The organism is Martelella sp. NC20 (assembly GCF_013459645.1).
Lineage (GTDB): Bacteria > Pseudomonadota > Alphaproteobacteria > Rhizobiales > Rhizobiaceae > Martelella.
The window spans coordinates 228,810-247,267 of record NZ_CP054861.1; the positions used below are offsets into that span (position 1 = coordinate 228,810).

The window sequence follows — 18,458 nt, forward strand, 5'->3', positions numbered from 1 at the left end:
GCCGTAGCTACGTCTCAGATATCTCGGGAGAATGCTCTATGTAAACGACGTCAGTCATGGGAGCAGAGGAGAACCTGAAACATACAGCTGCTAGTCACGACCTGTCATGTCTTCAGGACAAGGTCAGCCGCGATACTGTGTTCGATAACTATTCTGGCGTTGGGGAGATCGTTTTCCTCGATCTTGGCACGCGCCTCCTCAGGCTGCAGAGAACGCCATCTGTCGAGCAGGCGCTGGCGCAGCAACTCCAAAGGCACATCCAGATACAGGCTCAAGTCGAAGCGTTCATGCAAAGACTTCCATCCTGGTTCTTCCAACAACAGATAATTGCCTTCAACAAGGATCAGGCGCACCGAAGGCTTGATCACGCGGGCGCCCGCACGGGAGATCTCCAGCGCGCGGTCAAAGACAGGAACCGCAACCGCTCGATCATACCGGGCAAGCCGGTCGAGCACAGATGCCAGCCCGTCTACGTCAAAGGTGTGGGGAGCGCCCTTGCGCGCAAGCCAGCCATAAGACTGCAAGAGGACATTATCGTAGTGGAACCCGTCCATAGGCAGAACCGCCACGCGGCCGGGGGCTTCCGCTTCAACCGTCTTGAACAAGCGCTGGGCAAGTGTGCTCTTGCCGGAAGCTGGCGCTCCAGCGATGGCGACAAACCTGCGCACATCGCCATGAGCGAAGGCTATCAACCGGGTCAAAAGGTCAGTTTCGTCAGTCGGAAGGGATTTTTGCCCGCTCACCAGCATGTGAGCCCGCCATCGACCACCAAAACGGATCCAGTTATCAGACTGGCGGCATCGCTCGCCAGAAAATGCACGGCAGATGCGACTTCATCCACCTGGCCGAAACGCCCCATTGGCGTGTCACGCATCCAGATGGCGGCCATTCCGTTCTCATGGGCAACAGCCGTCAGGGGCGTCTCGATATAGGTCGGCGCCACCGCATTCACCCGCAGACCGCGATCAGCCCATTCGGCGGCCAACGACTTCGTTAGGTGATGGACGGCGGCCTTGGAACTGTTGTAATGCGCTTGCCCCTGTGGACGGTTGACGATGATACCAGACATCGAGCCAACGTTGACGATGCTGCCGCGCCTACGATCCAGCATCTTCCGACCAAACGCCCGGTTGCAGTAGAAGACGCCGTCGAGATTGACGCGATGCACTTCGAGCCAATCTTCGTTGGCAATGTCTTCGGCTGGCATGGGCAAGCGTCCGATACCGGCATTGGCAACCAGAATATCCAGATCGCCGATAGTGGCGGCGACATCATCGACGGCGGCACTGTCCTTGACATCGAGGCTCATTGCCTCGGTGCTGCGTCCGTTTTCAGCCAGTCTCGTAGCCGCAGCCGCGGCAGCCGCGCCATCGAGATCGGCCAGGACCACATGGGCTCCGGCCTCGCTCAGCGCATCGGCACAGGCATAGCCAATGCCCCGGGCAGCCCCCGTGACGAGCGCGCGGCGCCCGAAAAGAGATAATTTTTCCATATACATCTTCGAACCCTCGCGAATCCGACGCGCCGGTCAGGCTGCGCCGGGCAGTTGAACGTTTCGGATCGTGGCACCCTGGGCATCAAACAGGTGACAATTCCCGGCTTGCGGCGTCAGGGAAATCACGTCGCCTCTGCCAAAGGCGCGTTCGCCGACGCCGCGCACAACCAGTTGTTTGTCGAGGCCGGCAACCGCCACATGAAGATAGGCGTCGCTGCCGAGTTGCTCCGCCACCGTGACCTTGCCATCCCACAGCCCGCCCGAGCCCTGATGCAGGAAATGCTCTGGCCGGATGCCCAGTATTTTCGTCCGGGCGCACTCAGCCGGACTGCGGTCAGGAAGCGTGACCTGGAGCCCCCCTTCAAGGTGAAGCCGGTTGTCCTCAGCCTGCGTGACGTCGAGGAAATTCATCTTCGGACTACCGATAAAGCCCGCAACAAACAGGTTGGCCGGATGATCATAAAGTTCGACCGGCGTATCGAATTGCTCCACCCTTCCGCCATTCAGCACGACAATACGATCGGCCATGGTCATCGCTTCAACCTGATCATGGGTTACATAAATCATCGTTCGCTTCAGGTCGGTGTGCAGATTGATGATCTCCATGCGCATTTGCACGCGCAGCGCCGCGTCAAGGTTCGACAGCGGCTCATCGAAAAGAAAGGCCGATGGCGAGCGCACGATCGCCCGTCCGATGGCCACGCGCTGCCGTTGACCGCCAGACAGGTCGCGCGGACGGCGCTCCAGCAGCGGCGTCAGCTCAAGAAGGCGTGCGGCCTCCTCGATCTTGGCGTTGATCTCAGCCTTGGGGAACCCGGCGATCCTGAGGCCAAAGCCAATATTCTTGCGAACACTCATATGCGGATAGAGCGCATAGCTCTGGAACACCATGGCGATGTGACGGTCGGCGGGCTCCTTCATGTCGACCTGTTCGCCGTCGATGCTGATTCTACCATCGTCGATCTCCTCGAGGCCGGCGATCAGACGCAGTAGCGTAGACTTGCCACACCCTGATGGACCGACGAAGACCACGAACTCGCCGTCTGCAATCTCAAGTTCTATGCCCTCAATGACGGTGACATTACCGAAACTTTTACGCACATTATCGAGGTGTATGGCTCCCATTTCAGGCCTCCATTTCGGTAAACCCGGAAGCCCTCAGCACCGTTTCGCGCGCGGCTTTCAACTGGGCATGCGTAAATGTGTATGCGTGGCGCGCCAGATCCTCGCCATCCGTCCAGGTGTTGCGCCAGATGCCGAGAATGCCGGTGAGCGGCTGCCCGACGACCTCGGACGAGAAGGACTCGTAGGTGATCGGCCCGTCATAACCTGAAGCGACCAGCGCCCGGAACAGGCTTGGGTGGTCGATGGAGCCGGAGCCGATGTAGCCCCGATGCGATTCTCCGGTATGGAAATAGCCGAGCTGCTTGCCGGTCGCCATAATAGCGTCCGGCGGGCTCTGTTCTTCGATGTGCATGTGATAGGCGTCGAGATGCACTTTCACATTGGGGGCGTCGACCATCTTGCAATAGGCCACAGCCTGCGCGGCGGTGTTCAACACATTGCTCTCGTAGCGGTTCACAACCTCCATGCCCAGCGTAATGTCGTTTTCCACCGCATAGTCCGCCACCCGCCGCATGACCTCGGCAGAGGCTTCGATGCCCCTCCGGGTGGGCGGTTCGAAATATTTCTGAAATGCGCTGTAGAGGATACCGCAGACGTGGGTTGCACCAAGGTCCCGGCCCACGGACAGCGCGGTGCGCAGCTTTTCCTCGCCGGCCTTCATCATCTGCGGGTCACCCGACGAAATATCGCTCCTATCGTCCAAGCCGAGCGACAGCGTGCAGCCAATGCCGGCTGCATCGAGCCGCCTGCGCGTCTCGTCCGGACGTAGGCTCGATGGCTCCAGCGCAGGGATTTCGATGAGATCAAAGCCTGTCGCGGCGGTCTTTTCGATAGCCATTGCCGCTTCGTTTTCGCTCCAGCCGGCGACCCAGACATTTGCGTGCAAACCAAGTTTATTCATAGGGTTTCGGTCTCCGTGAGAACTTAGTGAAAAAGGATGCCGCCGCAGACGTTGATCGCCTGGCCGGTGATGAAGGCCGCATCGTCGGAGGCTAGAAAGGCCACCGGGCCGGAAACGTCCTCGGGATAGCCGAGGCGTTTCAGCGCGGTCTTGGCGTGGACAGCCGCCAGCGCATCTGGCGTGCGATAATTGTTGCGGCCCATATCGGTATCGATAATGCCCGGGCAGATCGCATTGACGTTGATGCCGTCCTGAGCCACTTCCTCGGCGAGGATCTGGGTGAAACTGATGACCGCGGCCTTTGAGGAACAATAGTGGATCTGCCCCGGCGCACCGCGTTTGCCACCAATGGAAGCGATATTGATGATGCGTGCACGGTCTTGCTTGCGAAGGTGCGGCAACATCGCCTGCGTGACGAGAAAGGTGCCCCGCGTATTGATCTGATACATCCGATCCCATTCCTCGGGCGAAAGGTCATCGACGGATGATACCGAAAGCACTCCGGCGTTGTTGATCAGGACCCGGATGCCTCTCGAAAGCGCAACGGTATCGTTAACCAGCGTCTCGATGGACTTTGGGTCGCCGACGTCGCAGGGCAGAAAATCCGCCTTACCGCCGACGTTGCGGATGGATTCGACCACCGTCTCAGCCTCGCCACGCTGGCGTTCAAGGTCGCTGACGAGGACATGGTAGCCGTCTGCGCCGAACCGCTCGGCGATGGCGCGACCGATGCCGCGCGATGCACCGGTGATCAGCGCCGCTCCGGGGTTTTCACGGGCTAAGGTCATAGGTATCAATCCTTTATGGCGCCCATCGTCATGCCGGACACGATGTGTCGCTGCATGGCGAAGGCGAAGACGATGGGGGGAACGCACTGCACGACCGTAGCGGCAGCGATATATTCCCAATAAATCCGACCCGTACCGATGAAAGACGAGATGGTAACCGGGAAGGTTCGGGATGAGCCGCCGCTGAGGAAGAGCGCCAGAAGGAACTCATTCCAGGCAAAAATGAAGACGAAGGTGGCTACTACGGCAATGCCGGACAGGCTGAGCGGTATGGCGATCAGCATCAGTATCTGGAACCAGGAACAGCCTTCCAAGCGAGCAGCCTCGATCAACTCTTTCGGCACCTGCTTCAGGAAGGACATCGATACCCAGATGGCAAATGGCATGTTGAAGCCCGCATAGGCAATGATCAGCGCCGGGACGCTGTCGAGAATGCCGAGACCGTTGAATATGATGAACAGCGGAACGGCTGCGGCAATGGGCGGCATCATGCGGGTCGACAGAATCCAGTCGGCCAGGAAATTGCGTCGCTTCAGCTTGAAATTCACCAGTGCGAAAGCCACCGGAAGCGCAAGAACCAGCGCAAGGATCGTGGTCCCCACCGTGACGACCAGCGAGTTGCGCATATTCGGCCAGTAATCAGCAAACAGGTCGGTGAAGTTCTTCAAGTAGGTAAAATCAACAGCCCAGACCGGCGGAACGGCAATCATCTGCGCAGTCGTCTTGAAGGCGCCGAGAAACATCCAGAGCAGCGGGGCGAGGGAAAAAAACGTCACGCCGAGTGCGACGATGACGAGGGTGGCGTCTTTCCAAAAGGCGCGTCTCATTGCTCGATCCTCCGCAGAAGCGCCACGGCGAATGTTGTGATGACGATCGACATGGCAAGGATGATGACTGCTGACGCAGATCCGAGCCCGACCTGGAAGTACTGAAATTCCTGCTGGTACGTGAATAGGGTCATCACCATGGTCGCGTCGCTGGGGCCGCCGCGGGTGGTGATGTAGACGATATCGAAAAAGCGCAATATCTCGATCAACCGCAAGATGACGGCCAGCAGGGCTATCGGCAGGATCGAGGGAATCTCGATGAACGCCGTGATATGATACCAGCGGGCCCCGTCGACGCGGGCGGCTTCAAGCACATCGTGGCGTACGGACATCAGGCCGGCCAGAAGCAGCACCGCCACGAAGGGCGTCCATTGCCAGACGTTGATCAGCAGGATTGAAAGCTTTGCCATCATGGGATCGCCGAACCAACTGACCGGATCGATCCCGAGGCTGGCAAGCAGTTGGTTGATGATGCCCAGTTGCGGGTTCATGACATAATTGGCAATAACCCCGATGGTGATCGGCGTAACCATCATTGGCACGAGATACGCGGAGCGCAGCGAATTCACCCAGGGTCGATGTGCCAGCTCGTAGAACACTTTGGCGATGGCGAAACCGAGGATCAGCTCGATGGTCAGGGTAGCGCCGGCAAGCAGCAGGGTGTTGCGAATTGCGCTGATAAAAATCTCGTCCTGGAACAGGTCAATATAATTCTGAAACCCCGCGAATACCTTGTTGTCAAGGCGCGTGAGGCGCACATAGTGAAGACTGAGCCACACCGAGTAGACGAATGGGAACAGCGTCAGAAGCAGCAAGAACAGCAGCGGCGGCCACAGAAATGCCGGTTGCTGGACGCGATCGCGCGACCACCAACGCTTGCGGCTGTGGCGCATCACAGCAGAGGCACGCTCCCCGGACAGGACGGAGGATTGTCCATCTAACGGAGGGGTTGCGGTTCCGCGAGACATGCGGTTCTCCTTGGCAGGCCAGGCATGAGAGGAACAGAGGGCGCATAAGGCGCCGCTCTGTCTGGTTTTGATGATGCTTAGAGCAGACCAGCCCGCTGCAACATCTTTTCCGCCTGCGCATTGGCATCGTCCATCGCCTGCTGCGGGGTCTTTTCGCCGATAATGGCGCGGTTGACCTCGACGCCGGTCTCGTCGATGAGCTGGAAAGTCAGCGGGTGACGCGGCCGACCTTCGGCCCATGCGGTCTGGCGGGCTTCATTGAGCTGTACGGTCCACGGCCATTTCGCCTGAATGTCGGCATCTTCCATGGCAGACACGCGACTCGGCGGGCCGCCGGCCAGAACGAACTCCTTGTGAACGTCCGGGCTCGAGAACCAGCGGATCAGGTCCCAGGCGGCGCCTTTCTGTTCGCTGTGGGCATTCATGCACATTACCCAGCCACCGACCGGAGATATCGTCTTCTCGCCTTCGGCGTGTGGCATCAGCGCGGCAGCGAACTTACCGGAAATCTGACTGGTTGCCGGATCTTCGGCGATCTGCGCGCGAACCGACCAGTCGTTGATCATTGCCAGCGAGCCATTGGCAAAGCCCGTTGCGCGCTCGTCCCATGCGTAGCTCTCAACGCCAGGCGGACCATAAGCCGTCATGTCCTTGAAGAACTGTACAAGCTCAACTGAGCGCTCTCCGTTCATGGTGGGCGTCAGATCGGCATAGGGATTTTCCGCGCCAATCGTGTTGGATTTCCATGGCGACACACCGGCAGAGAAAGCCCACTCAAAGTATTGCTGCCCGGCTGCCGCGCCGCGCTGATTGTTCATCGCATAGCCATAAACGCCTGGAAAGTCGGGATTGTCGGTGAAGAAGGCAGCAGCTTCCTTCAACTCGTCAAAAGTCTCCGGCACATCAAGCCCGGCTGCTTCGAAGAGATCGGTCCGGTAGAACATAAGACCATAGTAGATACCGATCGGGGCGCAGTAGCGCGTGCCGTCCCAACTGGCCTGCGTCGCGCCATCGGCAACGAAGTCATCCCAGGCGAAACTATCTTCGTCCGCAGCGATGCGATCGTCGAGCGGCTCAAGGCATCCGGCTTCAACGAACTCACCCATCCAGATGCCGTCGATCACCAGTACGTCGGTACTGCCGTCGTTTTGCGAGCACCCCAGAAGCTGACGGTCGTGAAGCGCATCGTAGCCAAAGCCGTCGATTGTCACATCGGCGCCGGTCAGGGCAGTAAACTCAGGTATCGTCTCTTCCATCGAGTCGATGAACGGGTCGGTAATGGTCGAAATCACCAGACTGGTTCCATCGAGACTGCCCAGATCGGACGACCAATCAATGTCCTGTGCGTGCAGCGCCTGCGCGGAAAACACCGTCAGCGTTGCAAAGATTGCCTTTTGCGTAAATCGTTTCATATTTTCCTCCCAAAATTTGAGGGGTGCCCCCCTCGTCGGCTATGCCCGGCCTCAGCGCGAGGCCGGCGCGGTAGATTCTCTGATAATAAGTTCGGGTCGGTGCATGGTGTGGGTATTCAGGTTTTCTCCACCCTTGATCCGCATGCGTAGGCTATCCCAGGCAAACTGAGCCATTTCCCGGACCGGCTGCCGGATGGCCGTAATCGACGGACCGGCCACCGCCATCCAGTCGTAGTCGTCAAAGCCAACCAGCGAGACATCATCGGGCACCCTGCGCCCGAGATGGCGCAGGGCGGCCAGCGCCATCAGTGTGGCGGAATTGGTGAAGGCCACGACAGCCGTACAATCATCCCTCCAGCGGGCGGCCACGTTGTCTACACTAAGTCGGTTGACTGCGTGACCGATTTCAATCTGTACGGCCGGCTGCCCCAGCTCGTCGGTCATCGCAGCAAGACGCTCCTTGACGTTGTCCACCGTGAATGAAGGTGCGATCACGGCTATACGGGAATGACCAAGCTCCATCAGATGCTTAGCGACCATTCGCCCTGCAAGCCGGTTGTCAATTTCGACGAAGTCCGCATTTTGCCCGTTAACACACCGGTCCGCAAGAACGAGAGGAACATTGGCTATTGTTATCAGCTCCTGGCTGCGAAAATTCCGGCTACAAGGAATGGCGAACAGACCGGCAGGACGCCAGGTGAGCAACGACCGGACCCGCGCTATCTCCGTCGCTTCATCATCATTGGAAGAGGCGACGATCAGGTCATAGCCATAGCTGCCGCAATGGCGTTCGATTGCGGCAAGCATCGCTGAAAAAAACGGATTCTGTATGTTGGGCACGACTGCGCCGATCACGTTCGACTTTCCTGAACGCAACAGCGACGCTGCCGGGTTCGCGCGATAGTTCAGCGCCTTTACGGCGGCAAACACCTTGCGACGCGACTCCTCACGCACCGGCTTAGATTCGCCAAGCACATTGGAAACAGTTGCCGCAGATACGCCAGCATATTCGGCGACCTGCTTGATCGTTACCGACACATATTCCTCCCAGGAGTCCGTATAACGTGAATCGTTTTACGTAAATCGTTTTTACGTAAAACTTCATCCGGAGTCAAGCATTCTCAGGACTGTTTCTCGCCGATCACCCGCACTTGCCTGTCCGATAGCAGTTGCATAAACTTCGAAGGGTTTGTAATCGCGAGCGTCCTTCTCGACCACTTGGAGTAACTCTGGTGTCACATCCTCCGCTTCATCCCAGTGTTCTTCGAACCATTCCTGAAGCACAGTGACTGGAGAGCCCGTCACCTGGACATCGAGCTCAATATTCAGGGTCAATCCTGGATGCGGGAAATTCGAAGCACCCACCAGAGCCGGGGCCGGCGCTCGGACGGTGCCTGCGTCACCTGCTTCGCCTCGGCTTCGGCGACTGCCGCCTCGAGAACCCTCAAAGGCCAGTTGCCGGTCATCTTCGCTGAGCTTCTCGGACCGTTTGCCGTGAACCGCGTGGTTGAATTCGGCGATCGGTGATGTCAGGTTAAACTTCGGGTGAGGTTTTGCGGCTATCTCGCAGCCATGAACCTGAACTCTGTGAGCTACAAGTGCCAACGCTTCCCGCCATATGTGATTGCCCATGCCGTCGGGCTCTATTTTCGGTTCCCGTTGAGCCTTCGCATGGTAGAGGAGATGCTGCTGGAGCGCGGTATTGTTGTCTCCTATGAAACAATCCGGTGCTGCGGAAAGAAAGTCGGCTCAGCCTACGTCGGTCGCCTGCGGCGCAAGGCACCGCACGACCAGGGCCAGGCATCCACGGCCAATGGACAGATCGAACGCAGGAACCGCACCATCAAAGATGCCACGGTCAAGCGCTTCTACTAAGAGAGCCACGAACAACTCCGACAACACTCGCCGACTTCGTCGCAGCTTACAACTTTGCTCGCAGGCTCAAGTCCCTCACACCTTACGAGTTCATCTGCAAGGCGTGGTCATCACAGCCCCAACGCTTCGACGTCAATCCGCTCCAGAAAATGCCGGGAGCAAACATATAGAACTTCAACTTCTTGAAAACGTTCGATAATTTCTTCCTATCGATTGTCCCGTCGACGGATCAGGAACATGACCTCGCCGCGATGGTGCGGACGTGTGCGCCTCATTCTCTGGTCCTCTCATGGGCCATGAGCTTACCTGAAGATGGATTACTTCACCGGGGCAAGGTCAGCGGCGATCTCGCTGGAAGCCTTACGCTTTCGGTACAAAGCAAGAACTCCGCTGGAGGGGTGGGGCCATCGCAATTATCATGGGTTGCGGGGGCAGGATTTGGAGACCCTTTTATCACTATACGACAAGAGGCCTGACAAGCACTTCGCTCCTGCAACGCGACACCGGAATGGCTCCTGAAGTTCCTCGGGGAAGCTCAACGTCAAAAACGGAGCGGTGAAGGTTCATGGCATCCTTTCCGATGCGGGCAGATCTCTCCGAGCACACACTCATTGCCTGCCAAGTCAGCCGAATACAGTGCTTCACCTGTGAAGGACGCCGCATAACGGAGCTTTCGCTCTGCCTCAAGGAAGCTGAATTCAGTGATCCAGCTTTGCCTTGGGGCGAAGCCGCAAATTACGATCCGGCAACAACATCCTGCCATTCGGAGTGGCGTTTGATCTGTGCCTTGGCGAAGGGGCACAGGGGGAGGATGGAGACGCCGTCGCGCCGGGCATCCTCGACCGCGCGCAGGACAAGTTGTTCCCCCACCTTCCGGCCGCGCAGCACCGCGGGCACTTCGGTGTGATCAATGATGATCATGCTTTCATTCACGCGGCTGTAGGTCATTTCGGCCTCGACGCCATCGACGACAATCACATAGCGCCCCTTCGATCCCGCATCCTGGCGCTCCACCTTGCCGTTTGCCGCAGCGGCAGTCGGGGCCGTGCGCGTGGCGTCATGCGGACGGGGCTGACCTTTTTGCCCGGGCTGGCACTCGAGCCCGTCCCGGTTCCAGCCGCCCAGAGCGGCAGCGGCCTCGTAAGTCGTCTGAAGGAAGTCCATGAGCGCGGTTTCGGGATCGGGAGACGATTGCACGGCCTCATAGGGAAGCACGAATTCCGACAGGTTTTCCTCCCAGAAAGCGGCGTCCGGCGCCACCCGGGCGGCGCGGAAGGCTTTTGGTTCGGGATAGGCATAGGCGTAGAAGGCGGGATAATCGATGCCGCCGCCGCCCGGCCAGAAACCGGCGGAAGAGACTTCGCGGTCATAGGCTTCGTACGCGACACCGTCGGGCAAGGCCGGAACGCCGGCGGGGTGGCGCGGTGCACGACGCCCTGAAAACCGGGTTACGGCGAGATCGAAACTGCCCCAGAACAGATGAACCGGGCTCGATTTTCCAAGGAAAGAAGTGCGGAACGTCTTGAACACCCGATCGATGTTCATCAGCGCCTGATGAAAACGCTGGACCGCGTCGCCGTCATACGGCCGATCACGAAGATCTTCCCTGAACGGAACGGGGAACGGCACCTCGTTCGGCATGCCGTTGAAGGTCGGAGTGCCGCCAAGGTCGGCAACCAGTTGCAGGAACCTTCCGTAAAATGCCGCAACCGTCATCGGCTCCAGCGAGAAATGCGCCGTCTTGCCGTCTCCGGCGATCCCGCGCAGCTGATGGTCCTGAAAATCGAACTGGATTTCGATGCCCGGACCATCGGGGATCAGGGACGATGTAAGACCGCGCGGCGTCACGTAGAAGGTCGCGTTCCAGGAGTGGTTGAGCCAGGGGGTATGGGCCAGCCGGTATTTTCCCGCGATCTGCAGATAGAGGTGCAGCGCGGAACAGGTCTCACGCCAGCCGAGATAGTCGAGTCGGGGCCAGTTATTGCTCATTTCCTCGTTCCTTCGTTCCATTCTCGTTGCAGTTTCGGTTTCCGGCTTTGCGCCAGCTTTTTTCATTCCGGCAGGGGCGTGTGTTCTTCCCGGTCGCCGACAGGCAGGTCAAAGCGGCCCTGCCCCCACTTTCGGGCACGCCATTCGGCCTTGGCCTCCTCGATGCGCTCCCGCGATGACGCCACGAAGTTCCACCAGATATAGCGAGGTCCCGGCAGCGTGGCGCCGCCCAGGATCATCAGCCGGGAACCTCTTTCTCCCGCTGCGACCGTGATCCTGTCGCCGGGGCGGAAGACCATCATCTGACCGGCCGCATATTCCTGCCCGGCCACCAATATCGAGCCGTCAACGATATAGATGCCGCGATCCTCGTGATCGTCGGGCATCGGCAGACGGCTTCCCGCCGCGAGCATCACATCGGCGTAGAAGGTTTCCGAGAGCATCCTTGCCGGCGCCGTCTCGCCATAGGCATTGCCGAGAATAAGCCGCAGCTTGACGCCTGCATCCTCGATGAGCGGAAGCGCGTCCTTGCCGTGATGTTCGAACGCCGGCGCCATGTCCTCGTCCTTGTCGGGCAGTGCCAGCCAGGTCTGGATGCCGAACAGGCTGTTCGGGCCGCTTCTGGCTTCGGCGCTCGTGCGTTCGGAATGCGTGACGCCGCGTCCCGCGACCATCCAGTTCAGTTCGCCGGGACGGATGACCTGATCGGCGCCGGTGCTGTCGCGATGATGGAAGTCCCCCCGAAACAGGTAGGTGACGGTTCCAAGCCCGGTATGAGGATGCGGCCGGACATCGACGCCCTGCCCCGTCAGGAACTCGGCCGGTCCCGCCTGGTCGAAGAAGATGAACGGGCCGACCATCTGCCGCTTCGGCGCTGGCAGGGCGCGGCGAGCCTCGAAACCGCCGATATCGCGGGCGCGCGGGAGTATCAGCGTTTCGATTACGTCAATGCCCACCTCGTCAGGGCAGCCCGGTTCGATCGTCGGGTTCCAGCTCATGGGCGTCATCCTTTCGCGGGATCTGGAGCGGCCTGCTCCGGGCAAGGAAATTGTCGGCGGTCAATCCGGCTTTCGGTTTTTTAAAGCCTGTGCCATCGTTCTTCCGAACTAACCGGGACGCAAACCTCCGGCTAGTCCCGTGATGAGGCATGCTGTGTCGCGGCAGGTGGAACGTAAACAGGAAAGCGCGCGGAAACGAGCCGATGTAAAGACCGGCCCCGCTGCTCTAGTGGTTCGATTCCAACATTTGGTTCCCCTCGCTGCGACCTCATCAGCAAATGTTGGAATCATGGGAACCACTAGCAAGTATATGTTTTCTAGTGGAATTTTAGAATTTGACATTTGAAGTACGAGGTCGCTGAAACGGGCCTCAAATGTCAAATTCATTCCACTACCGCTCGATCCCCCAATGTTCGGGGTTTTTCCGAATATATTCGGACAGCACGTCGGTGAGGACCCTGAGCTTGCGCGCCAGGTGCTGGCCCGGCGGACGGACGACATAAATGCCGGCGTTGGGCGGCGGATAATCGGTCATCACGGGAACGAGGGCGCCGGAAGCGACATATCTGTGCGTCAGGCAATCCGGCAGGTTGGCAATTCCCAGCCCCGCGACCGCCGCGGCGGTCAGCGCCAGACCGTTATCCGCCTTGAAGCGGCCCTGCGGCTGAACCGAAACAACCTTGTCGCCATTCATCAACCGCCAGATTTCCGTTTCCTGCATCAGCGCCTCGTGACTGACGAGGTCCTCCGGCGTTTTGGGCGCGCCGTGCCTTTCGATATAGTCCGGGCTTGCCAGTAGCTTTCCGAAGATCGGCCCGACGCGTTTGGCGATCAGGTTGGAATCGGGCAGAAGCCCGACCCTGATCGCGCAATCGAAACCCTCGCCGATAATATCGACGAAGCGATCGCTATAGGACGCGTCGAGCTGCAGATGCGGGTGTCTGCGCGCCATCTCGGCAAGCGCCGGCGCAACATGGGTCGGCCCGAATGAAAGCGGCGCGGCGATGCGCAGGCGTCCGCGAAGCTCGCCGCTGGGCAGAATGGCCTCCCGCGCCATGTCCATCTCGGCGCTGACCCGGGCGGCATGGTCCCGGAAGGTGGCGCCTGCTTCCGTAAGGGCGGCGCCACGGGTTGTGCGCGCGAGAAGCTGGGCCCCGAGTTCCGCTTCGAGCCTGAAGAGCCGTCGGCTGACGATCGACTTGGAAAGCCCCAACCTGCGCGCGGCAGCCGAAATGCCTCCGGCATCAGCCACCGCCACGAATGTCTGAAGGTCTTCAATATCCAACTCATCGTTCCCCGTTGCGCGACACAGAATATCACATCAGCGCACTATCGCATCTTGTTGCGCGCGGCAATAAAGCGCCCGGACATCACGCATTCCGGTGGGAAACAGCTTCTCAAAAGGCCGGTCCCCGGAAACCGTTGACCCGACATGAATGGCGCGGTGCCCCTGCCCACCCTTCATTCACCGCTAACACGATAAGGGGTTCTGGACCCGAGATGGAATTTTCGTCGTTCATTGCCTTCATCCTCGTCGCAGCCGTGCAGACCGGGACGCCAGGTCCATCGACGCTTTTTCTGGTGAACAACGCGCTGGCCGTCGGCCCACAGCGCGCGCTTGTCGCCTTAAGCGGCGATCTGGCGGCAATCGCGCTGCTTGCCACGCTTTCCGTGCTCGGCATGGGCGCCCTGCTGGTCGCCTATCCCGTCGCCTTCCTCGTTCTGCGGCTTGTGGGAGCCGCCTACGTCATCTGGCTCGGCTGGACCTATCTGCGGTATCCACCGCCGCAATCCGGCCGGACCGTCCTGCCGCAGCGAAGCGGAGCGGCGCTGTGGATGCATTCCTTCGGGGTCGGCATCAGCAATCCGAAAGCCGTCCTGTTCTTCGCGGCGCTGTTCCCCCAGTTTCTCCCCGAGGATGGCGGACCGTCTCTGATGGCGCTTCTGGTCGTCACGTTCGTGATCGTGAAGTTTGTCATCCTGGGCGGCTACGCGCTTGGAGCGCGGCAGGCTGTCAGGCTTCTGCACAAGCCGGAACACGCAAGACGCGGGCGGATGCTGACCGGCCTGATCTTCATCGCGTTCGGGGCACTGATGATCTGGGCTGCCCTGACCGCCTCATGAGACCCGGCGGGCCATTGCCTGATCCCGCAACAGACAAGAGACTGAACCAGAAAGGCGAATAGATGGCTGAAGCAAGCCTCGGAGAAACGATCGGACCCGCCATCGTGTTGATGGGCGCGGCCGTCGTCGCAGTCCCTTTGTTCAAGCGGCTAGGCCTCGGATCGGTCCTCGGCTACTTCGCCGCCGGCGTGCTTGTCGGCCCTTCCGTGCTCGGCTTGATCACCGATGCCGGTTCCATCCTGCATTTCTCGGAGCTCGGCGTGGTGATGTTCCTGTTCGTGATCGGACTGGAACTGAGGCCGCAAAAACTATGGACCATGCGCGGTGAGATCTTCGGGCTGGGCCTCGTACAGGTGGCCGTGGCGACCGCCGCGCTTTCGTTGGCCGGCATGGCACTATTCGGCTTTTCCGCCGCTGTCGCCTTCGTTGCCGGCTCAGGCTTCGTTCTGTCCTCGACAGCCGTCATCATGTCGCTGTTGCAGGACAGGGGTGAGGTTGCAAGCAGCGAGGGTCAGAAGTCGGTTTCGATCCTGCTCTTCGAAGACCTGATGATCGTACCGCTGCTGGCCGTGGTCGCCTTCCTTTCACCCGTCGCCGGCGGGCAGTCGGGATGGATGGATATCCTGTGGGCCACTGCCGCGCTGCTGGCGCTCCTGGCCGTCTCCCGCTTCGGCCTCAACCCGTTTTTCGCGCTTCTGGCGCGAAGCAGGGCGCGGGAGGTGTTGACCGCCGGCGCGCTTCTGGTTGTCCTGGGCGCCGCGCTGCTGATGGAACTTGCCGGTCTTTCGATGGCGATGGGCGCGTTTCTGGCCGGTGTGATGCTGTCGGGGTCGAGCTACAGGCACCAGATCGAAAGCGATATCGAACCGTTTCGCGGCCTGCTGATGGGATTGTTCTTCCTGGCCGTCGGCATGTCGCTGAACCTCTCCGTGGTTGCTGCCGAATGGCCGCTTTTGCTCGCCGTGCTTGCCGCATTCACGCTCGCAAAAGGGATCGCCGTCTACGCCATCGCCCGGCTTTTCGGCGGCGACAACCGTCAGGCCCTGCGCCGGACGTCGATGTTTCTTCAGGGCGGCGAATTCGCCTTCGTGCTCTATGCGGCGGCCGTTTCGGACGGCGTGATCGACGCGCGGGAAAACGCCCTGTTCTCCACCGTCGTGATCTTGTCCATGGCACTCACGCCCTTCATTCTGATCGGCGCGGACAGACTTCTTCGTCGCGAGACATCCATGGATGGCGTCGATGTCGCGAATGATCTGAAAGGCCGTATCCTGGTCATCGGCTTCGGCCGTTTCGGACAGATCGCCTCGCAGTTTCTGCTGTCGAGAGGCATCGACCTCGCCGCCATCGACAATGATCCGGACCGGATTCGCGATGCCGGACGTTGGGGCTTCAAGGTGTTCTTCGGCGATGGCGCCCGCCTCGATGTTCTGCGCAGTTCCGGCGCTGGCGAAGCGGATGCGATCATGATCTGTATCGATGACCGCAAGGCCGCCCTTCAGATCGTGGAACTGGCGCGGCATGCCTTTCCTCAGGCCAGGCTCCTGGTGCGCAGCTATGATCGCGGCCATTCCGTCGAGCTCATCCGCGCCGGCGTCGATTACCAGATCCGCGAAACGGTCGAATCCGCCTATCTGATGGGCGCGGAAGGGCTGCGGGCGCTGGGTTTTGCCGAGGCCAACGTGGCGGAAACAGTCGAGGACATCCGCAGACGTGACAATGAACGCCTGTCGGAACAGGTGCAGGGTGAGTTCATGTCCGGCCGTGACCGGCTGTTGACCGAACCTGTACCGGAGCCACTGAACGACAGAACGTGACCGGAGCAATCCGGAGGACGACAATGCGATGCTGCCTGATAAAGGCAACCGCGAACTGTTCATCCGCTCGACCTGGCCACTCGTCCATGGATGCTTCACCTTGGTCAGCCGGTGTTCAATGACATTTTCGTCGCAGACGCGATCAAAGATGTGACCGAAATCATGAATGTCACGGGTGCGATTGGTGAACTGAATTCCGTTGTCTGTCAGTACGATATTGATTGTGTAAGGAACCGCTTTGACCAGATTGCGCAGGAACTGGGCTGCCGCCATCTTGCCGGCTTTCTCGTGCAGTTCGACATAGGTAAACTTGGATGTCCGGCCGATGGCGACGAAGAGGTAGAGTTTGCCCTCTGCGGTCTGAACCTCAGCAATATCAATGTGGAAATAGCCGATGGGATAAGTTTTGAATTTCTTCTTGGCCGTTTTGTCACCCTCGACCTCTGGCAGCCTGGAAATGCCATGACGTTGTAGACATCTGTACGAGGCGCTGCCGACGCCGCGCTTTACGGCGACGAGGGCGCCAACTCGCTCCTGCATATCGCTGAGGCAGCACATCGAAACAGGCTGGCCGATCGTATACACTTCCGCCGACAGTGTCGTGCAGATCGCCGCGCATGGGCAGTGGTTCGGGCTAGAACGGTTCCTGGAGCTCTGCCGCATCGCTGCGGACATATTCCATCCCATGAATGTCGGACGGGTGATCGCCCGTCCTTTTGCGGGAGAAAGCCCGGAAAAGCTTCCGCCGCACCGCGAACCGTCGTGATTTCGCGATCGCGCCGCCGCATGGAACGCTGTGGGACCGGGTTCGCGAAAACGGCGGGGCGGTTCACGCGGTCGGCAAGATCGGCAATATCTTCGCGCATCGCGGCATCGACGATGTCACCAAGGGCGCGGATGACATGGCGCTGTTCGACGGGCTGCTGGAGTGGACAGGCAAGGCGGGATCCAGCGATCTGGTGTTCGCCAACTTCGTCGAATTCGACAGTCTGTGGGGTCACCGCCGGGATGTGGCCGGCTATGCCCGCGCGCTCGAAGCCTTCGATGCCCGCATGCCGTCGCTGCTCCGGCGCCTCCGTAAAGGCGATCTGCTTGTGATAGCCGCCGACCACGGCAATGACCCGACCTGGCCCGGCACGGATCACACGCGTGAACGTGTCCCTGTGCTGGCAAACGGTCCGGGCATTGCACAATGCTCCCTTGGCCTGATGCCCTTCACCCCCATGGCCGACATCTGCGCTGCGCATCTTGGCCTGACCAGGCCCTGACTACAAATGAAAGGGCCGACTGCCGGGCACACGGGCTAAACTTTTTTAGATTTGAACCGAGAACGGAGAACGGGCCCGGCCACGCCCCCCCCGTCCGTCTGCAAGGCGGATCACGCCAGTGGATCGCGGTTCCAGTTCTTGTAGATAAGATAGCGCGCATCGCCTCGCCCGAGCGCTCCGAACCATTGCGGGCAGAACGGCGCCATCCAGATGGCGTCGCCGCGCGCGACCGGGTACCATTGGTCATCGAGGCGATAGATGCCGCCGCCGTCGAGCATCACCAGGCCGTGCTCCATGAAATGGGTTTCGACATAGGGCAGCGAGCCGCCGGGCGCGAAAGTCATCACATTGACCTCCATGTCGAAGCCCGGTTCCTCCGGCAGCAGCTTCTGGACACGGAGCTGCTCGTTTCCCTTCAGCGGAACGGCAGCAATTGCCGGCATCGAATTGAAGACCGGTCCGGGCGGCTGGACACCGGGCATCGGTTTGTAGGCATGTTCGAGGCAGAGGATCTCCGTCCCCGCCGCCATCTCCAGAGTGAAGCCGCTCGCCTGCGGCAGATAGGCATATTCGTCCATCCCGAGCGTGTGCACATCCGCGCCGTCGCGGATTTCGGCCTGGCCGGCACGCAGCAGGACGAAGCGGACACCGTCATGCGGCGGGGGCGGTATCCGGGTTTGCCGCGTCGCGACTATCCTGAAAAGGGAGAAGCCCGCGCCGAGACCCGGCGTCACATAGGAGACGACTTCTGCGCCGGGCCAGTGCGGCAGGCTGATGATCTCGTGGCTGTCCACGCAGATGAGCGCGTGGGAACGCTTGATGCTCGACCGGGTTTCACCAAGGCTCGAACGCATATTGAATTCCTGTACTG

Annotated in this window: 17 protein-coding genes and 3 pseudogenes; 5 read left to right on the forward strand and 15 right to left on the reverse strand. The window is 60.0% G+C overall.

The features are described 5' to 3' along the window. Positions 1-104: 104 nt before the first annotated feature. The 10 genes from HQ843_RS01095 to HQ843_RS01140 all read right to left on the reverse strand — a co-directional run bounded on the left by HQ843_RS01095 (position 105) and on the right by HQ843_RS01140 (position 9,148). Positions 105-749 (reverse strand): nucleoside/nucleotide kinase family protein, encoded by a 645-nt coding sequence (locus HQ843_RS01095; RefSeq protein ID WP_180900215.1) that lies wholly within the window; start codon positions 747-749, stop codon positions 105-107. Further along, the gene (locus HQ843_RS01100) at positions 740-1,498 is read right to left on the reverse strand and encodes an SDR family NAD(P)-dependent oxidoreductase (protein WP_180900214.1); all 759 of its coding nucleotides are present in this window, start codon (positions 1,496-1,498) and stop codon (positions 740-742) included. The genes HQ843_RS01095 and HQ843_RS01100 overlap by 10 nt, the downstream gene beginning before the upstream one ends. Before the next feature lie 30 nt (positions 1,499-1,528). Then, a complete protein-coding gene (locus HQ843_RS01105) occupies positions 1,529-2,620 on the reverse strand; it encodes an ABC transporter ATP-binding protein (protein WP_180900213.1) in 1,092 nt (363 codons plus the stop codon). Between the two features lies 1 nt (position 2,621). Next, positions 2,622-3,521 (reverse strand): sugar phosphate isomerase/epimerase family protein, encoded by a 900-nt coding sequence (locus tag HQ843_RS01110; protein ID WP_180900212.1) that lies wholly within the window; start codon positions 3,519-3,521, stop codon positions 2,622-2,624. 23 nt (positions 3,522-3,544) lie between these two features. Next, positions 3,545-4,309 carry an SDR family NAD(P)-dependent oxidoreductase gene (locus HQ843_RS01115; RefSeq protein WP_180900211.1) on the reverse strand — a complete coding sequence of 255 codons (765 nt, stop codon included), beginning with the start codon at positions 4,307-4,309 and terminating at the stop codon, positions 3,545-3,547. Positions 4,310-4,314: 5 nt separating this feature from the next. After that, positions 4,315-5,136, reverse strand: a complete 822-nt coding sequence (locus HQ843_RS01120; RefSeq protein WP_180900210.1) for a carbohydrate ABC transporter permease — start codon at positions 5,134-5,136, stop codon at positions 4,315-4,317. Further along, on the reverse strand, positions 5,133-6,104 hold the full coding sequence (locus HQ843_RS01125) for a carbohydrate ABC transporter permease (RefSeq protein ID WP_180900209.1): 972 nt from the start codon (positions 6,102-6,104) through the stop codon (positions 5,133-5,135). The genes HQ843_RS01120 and HQ843_RS01125 overlap by 4 nt, the downstream gene beginning before the upstream one ends. Before the next feature lie 77 nt (positions 6,105-6,181). Beyond that, on the reverse strand, positions 6,182-7,516 hold the full coding sequence (locus HQ843_RS01130; protein WP_180900208.1) for an ABC transporter substrate-binding protein: 1,335 nt from the start codon (positions 7,514-7,516) through the stop codon (positions 6,182-6,184). A 51-nt stretch (positions 7,517-7,567) separates the two neighbouring features. Then, positions 7,568-8,554 carry a LacI family DNA-binding transcriptional regulator gene (locus HQ843_RS01135; RefSeq protein ID WP_180900207.1) on the reverse strand — a complete coding sequence of 329 codons (987 nt, stop codon included), beginning with the start codon at positions 8,552-8,554 and terminating at the stop codon, positions 7,568-7,570. A 63-nt stretch (positions 8,555-8,617) separates the two neighbouring features. After that, a complete protein-coding gene (locus HQ843_RS01140; RefSeq protein WP_180902338.1) occupies positions 8,618-9,148 on the reverse strand; it encodes a phospholipase D-like domain-containing protein in 531 nt (176 codons plus the stop codon). Here HQ843_RS01140 and HQ843_RS01145 point away from each other — a divergent pair. Together HQ843_RS01145 and HQ843_RS01150 are read left to right on the forward strand one after the other, a co-directional pair. Further along, positions 9,089-9,301: pseudogene (locus HQ843_RS01145) on the forward strand (IS6 family transposase); the annotation flags it as partial. The gene HQ843_RS01140 and the pseudogene HQ843_RS01145 overlap by 60 nt on opposite strands. After that, positions 9,297-9,561, forward strand: a pseudogene (locus tag HQ843_RS01150) (integrase core domain-containing protein); the annotation flags it as partial. The pseudogenes HQ843_RS01145 and HQ843_RS01150, both read left to right, overlap by 5 nt. A gap of 565 nt (positions 9,562-10,126) precedes the next feature. On the opposite strand, the gene HQ843_RS01155 reads toward HQ843_RS01150, so the two are convergent. The 3 genes from HQ843_RS01155 to HQ843_RS01165 form a co-directional block, all read right to left on the reverse strand. Next, complete coding sequence (locus HQ843_RS01155) at positions 10,127-11,380, reverse strand: DUF5996 family protein (RefSeq protein WP_180900206.1); 1,254 nt, start codon at positions 11,378-11,380, stop codon at positions 10,127-10,129. Between the two features lie 62 nt (positions 11,381-11,442). Next, on the reverse strand, positions 11,443-12,378 hold the full coding sequence (locus HQ843_RS01160) for a pirin family protein (protein ID WP_180903384.1): 936 nt from the start codon (positions 12,376-12,378) through the stop codon (positions 11,443-11,445). Positions 12,379-12,769: 391 nt separating this feature from the next. Then, positions 12,770-13,663: a LysR family transcriptional regulator gene (locus HQ843_RS01165; RefSeq protein WP_180900205.1), complete on the reverse strand. Its 894-nt coding sequence runs from the start codon at positions 13,661-13,663 to the stop codon at positions 12,770-12,772. 215 nt (positions 13,664-13,878) lie between these two features. Between HQ843_RS01165 and HQ843_RS01170 the strand changes: the two genes are divergently transcribed. After that, the gene (locus HQ843_RS01170; protein ID WP_180900204.1) at positions 13,879-14,502 is read left to right on the forward strand and encodes a LysE family translocator; all 624 of its coding nucleotides are present in this window, start codon (positions 13,879-13,881) and stop codon (positions 14,500-14,502) included. Between the two features lie 62 nt (positions 14,503-14,564). Then, positions 14,565-16,319, forward strand: a complete 1,755-nt coding sequence (locus HQ843_RS01175) for a monovalent cation:proton antiporter-2 (CPA2) family protein (protein ID WP_180900203.1) — start codon at positions 14,565-14,567, stop codon at positions 16,317-16,319. Between the two features lie 57 nt (positions 16,320-16,376). Here the strand turns inward: HQ843_RS01175 and HQ843_RS01180 are convergent. Then, positions 16,377-16,811: pseudogene (locus HQ843_RS01180) on the reverse strand (DDE-type integrase/transposase/recombinase); the annotation flags it as partial. Positions 16,812-17,035: 224 nt separating this feature from the next. Between HQ843_RS01180 and HQ843_RS01185 the strand changes: the two are divergent. Next, a complete protein-coding gene (locus tag HQ843_RS01185; RefSeq protein ID WP_371822091.1) occupies positions 17,036-17,587 on the forward strand; it encodes a hypothetical protein in 552 nt (183 codons plus the stop codon). Positions 17,588-17,697: 110 nt separating this feature from the next. Here HQ843_RS01185 and allE read toward each other — a convergent pair whose 3' ends face one another. Next, positions 17,698-18,441: a (S)-ureidoglycine aminohydrolase gene (allE, locus tag HQ843_RS01190; protein ID WP_180900202.1), complete on the reverse strand. Its 744-nt coding sequence runs from the start codon at positions 18,439-18,441 to the stop codon at positions 17,698-17,700. Positions 18,442-18,458 lie beyond the last annotated feature (17 nt).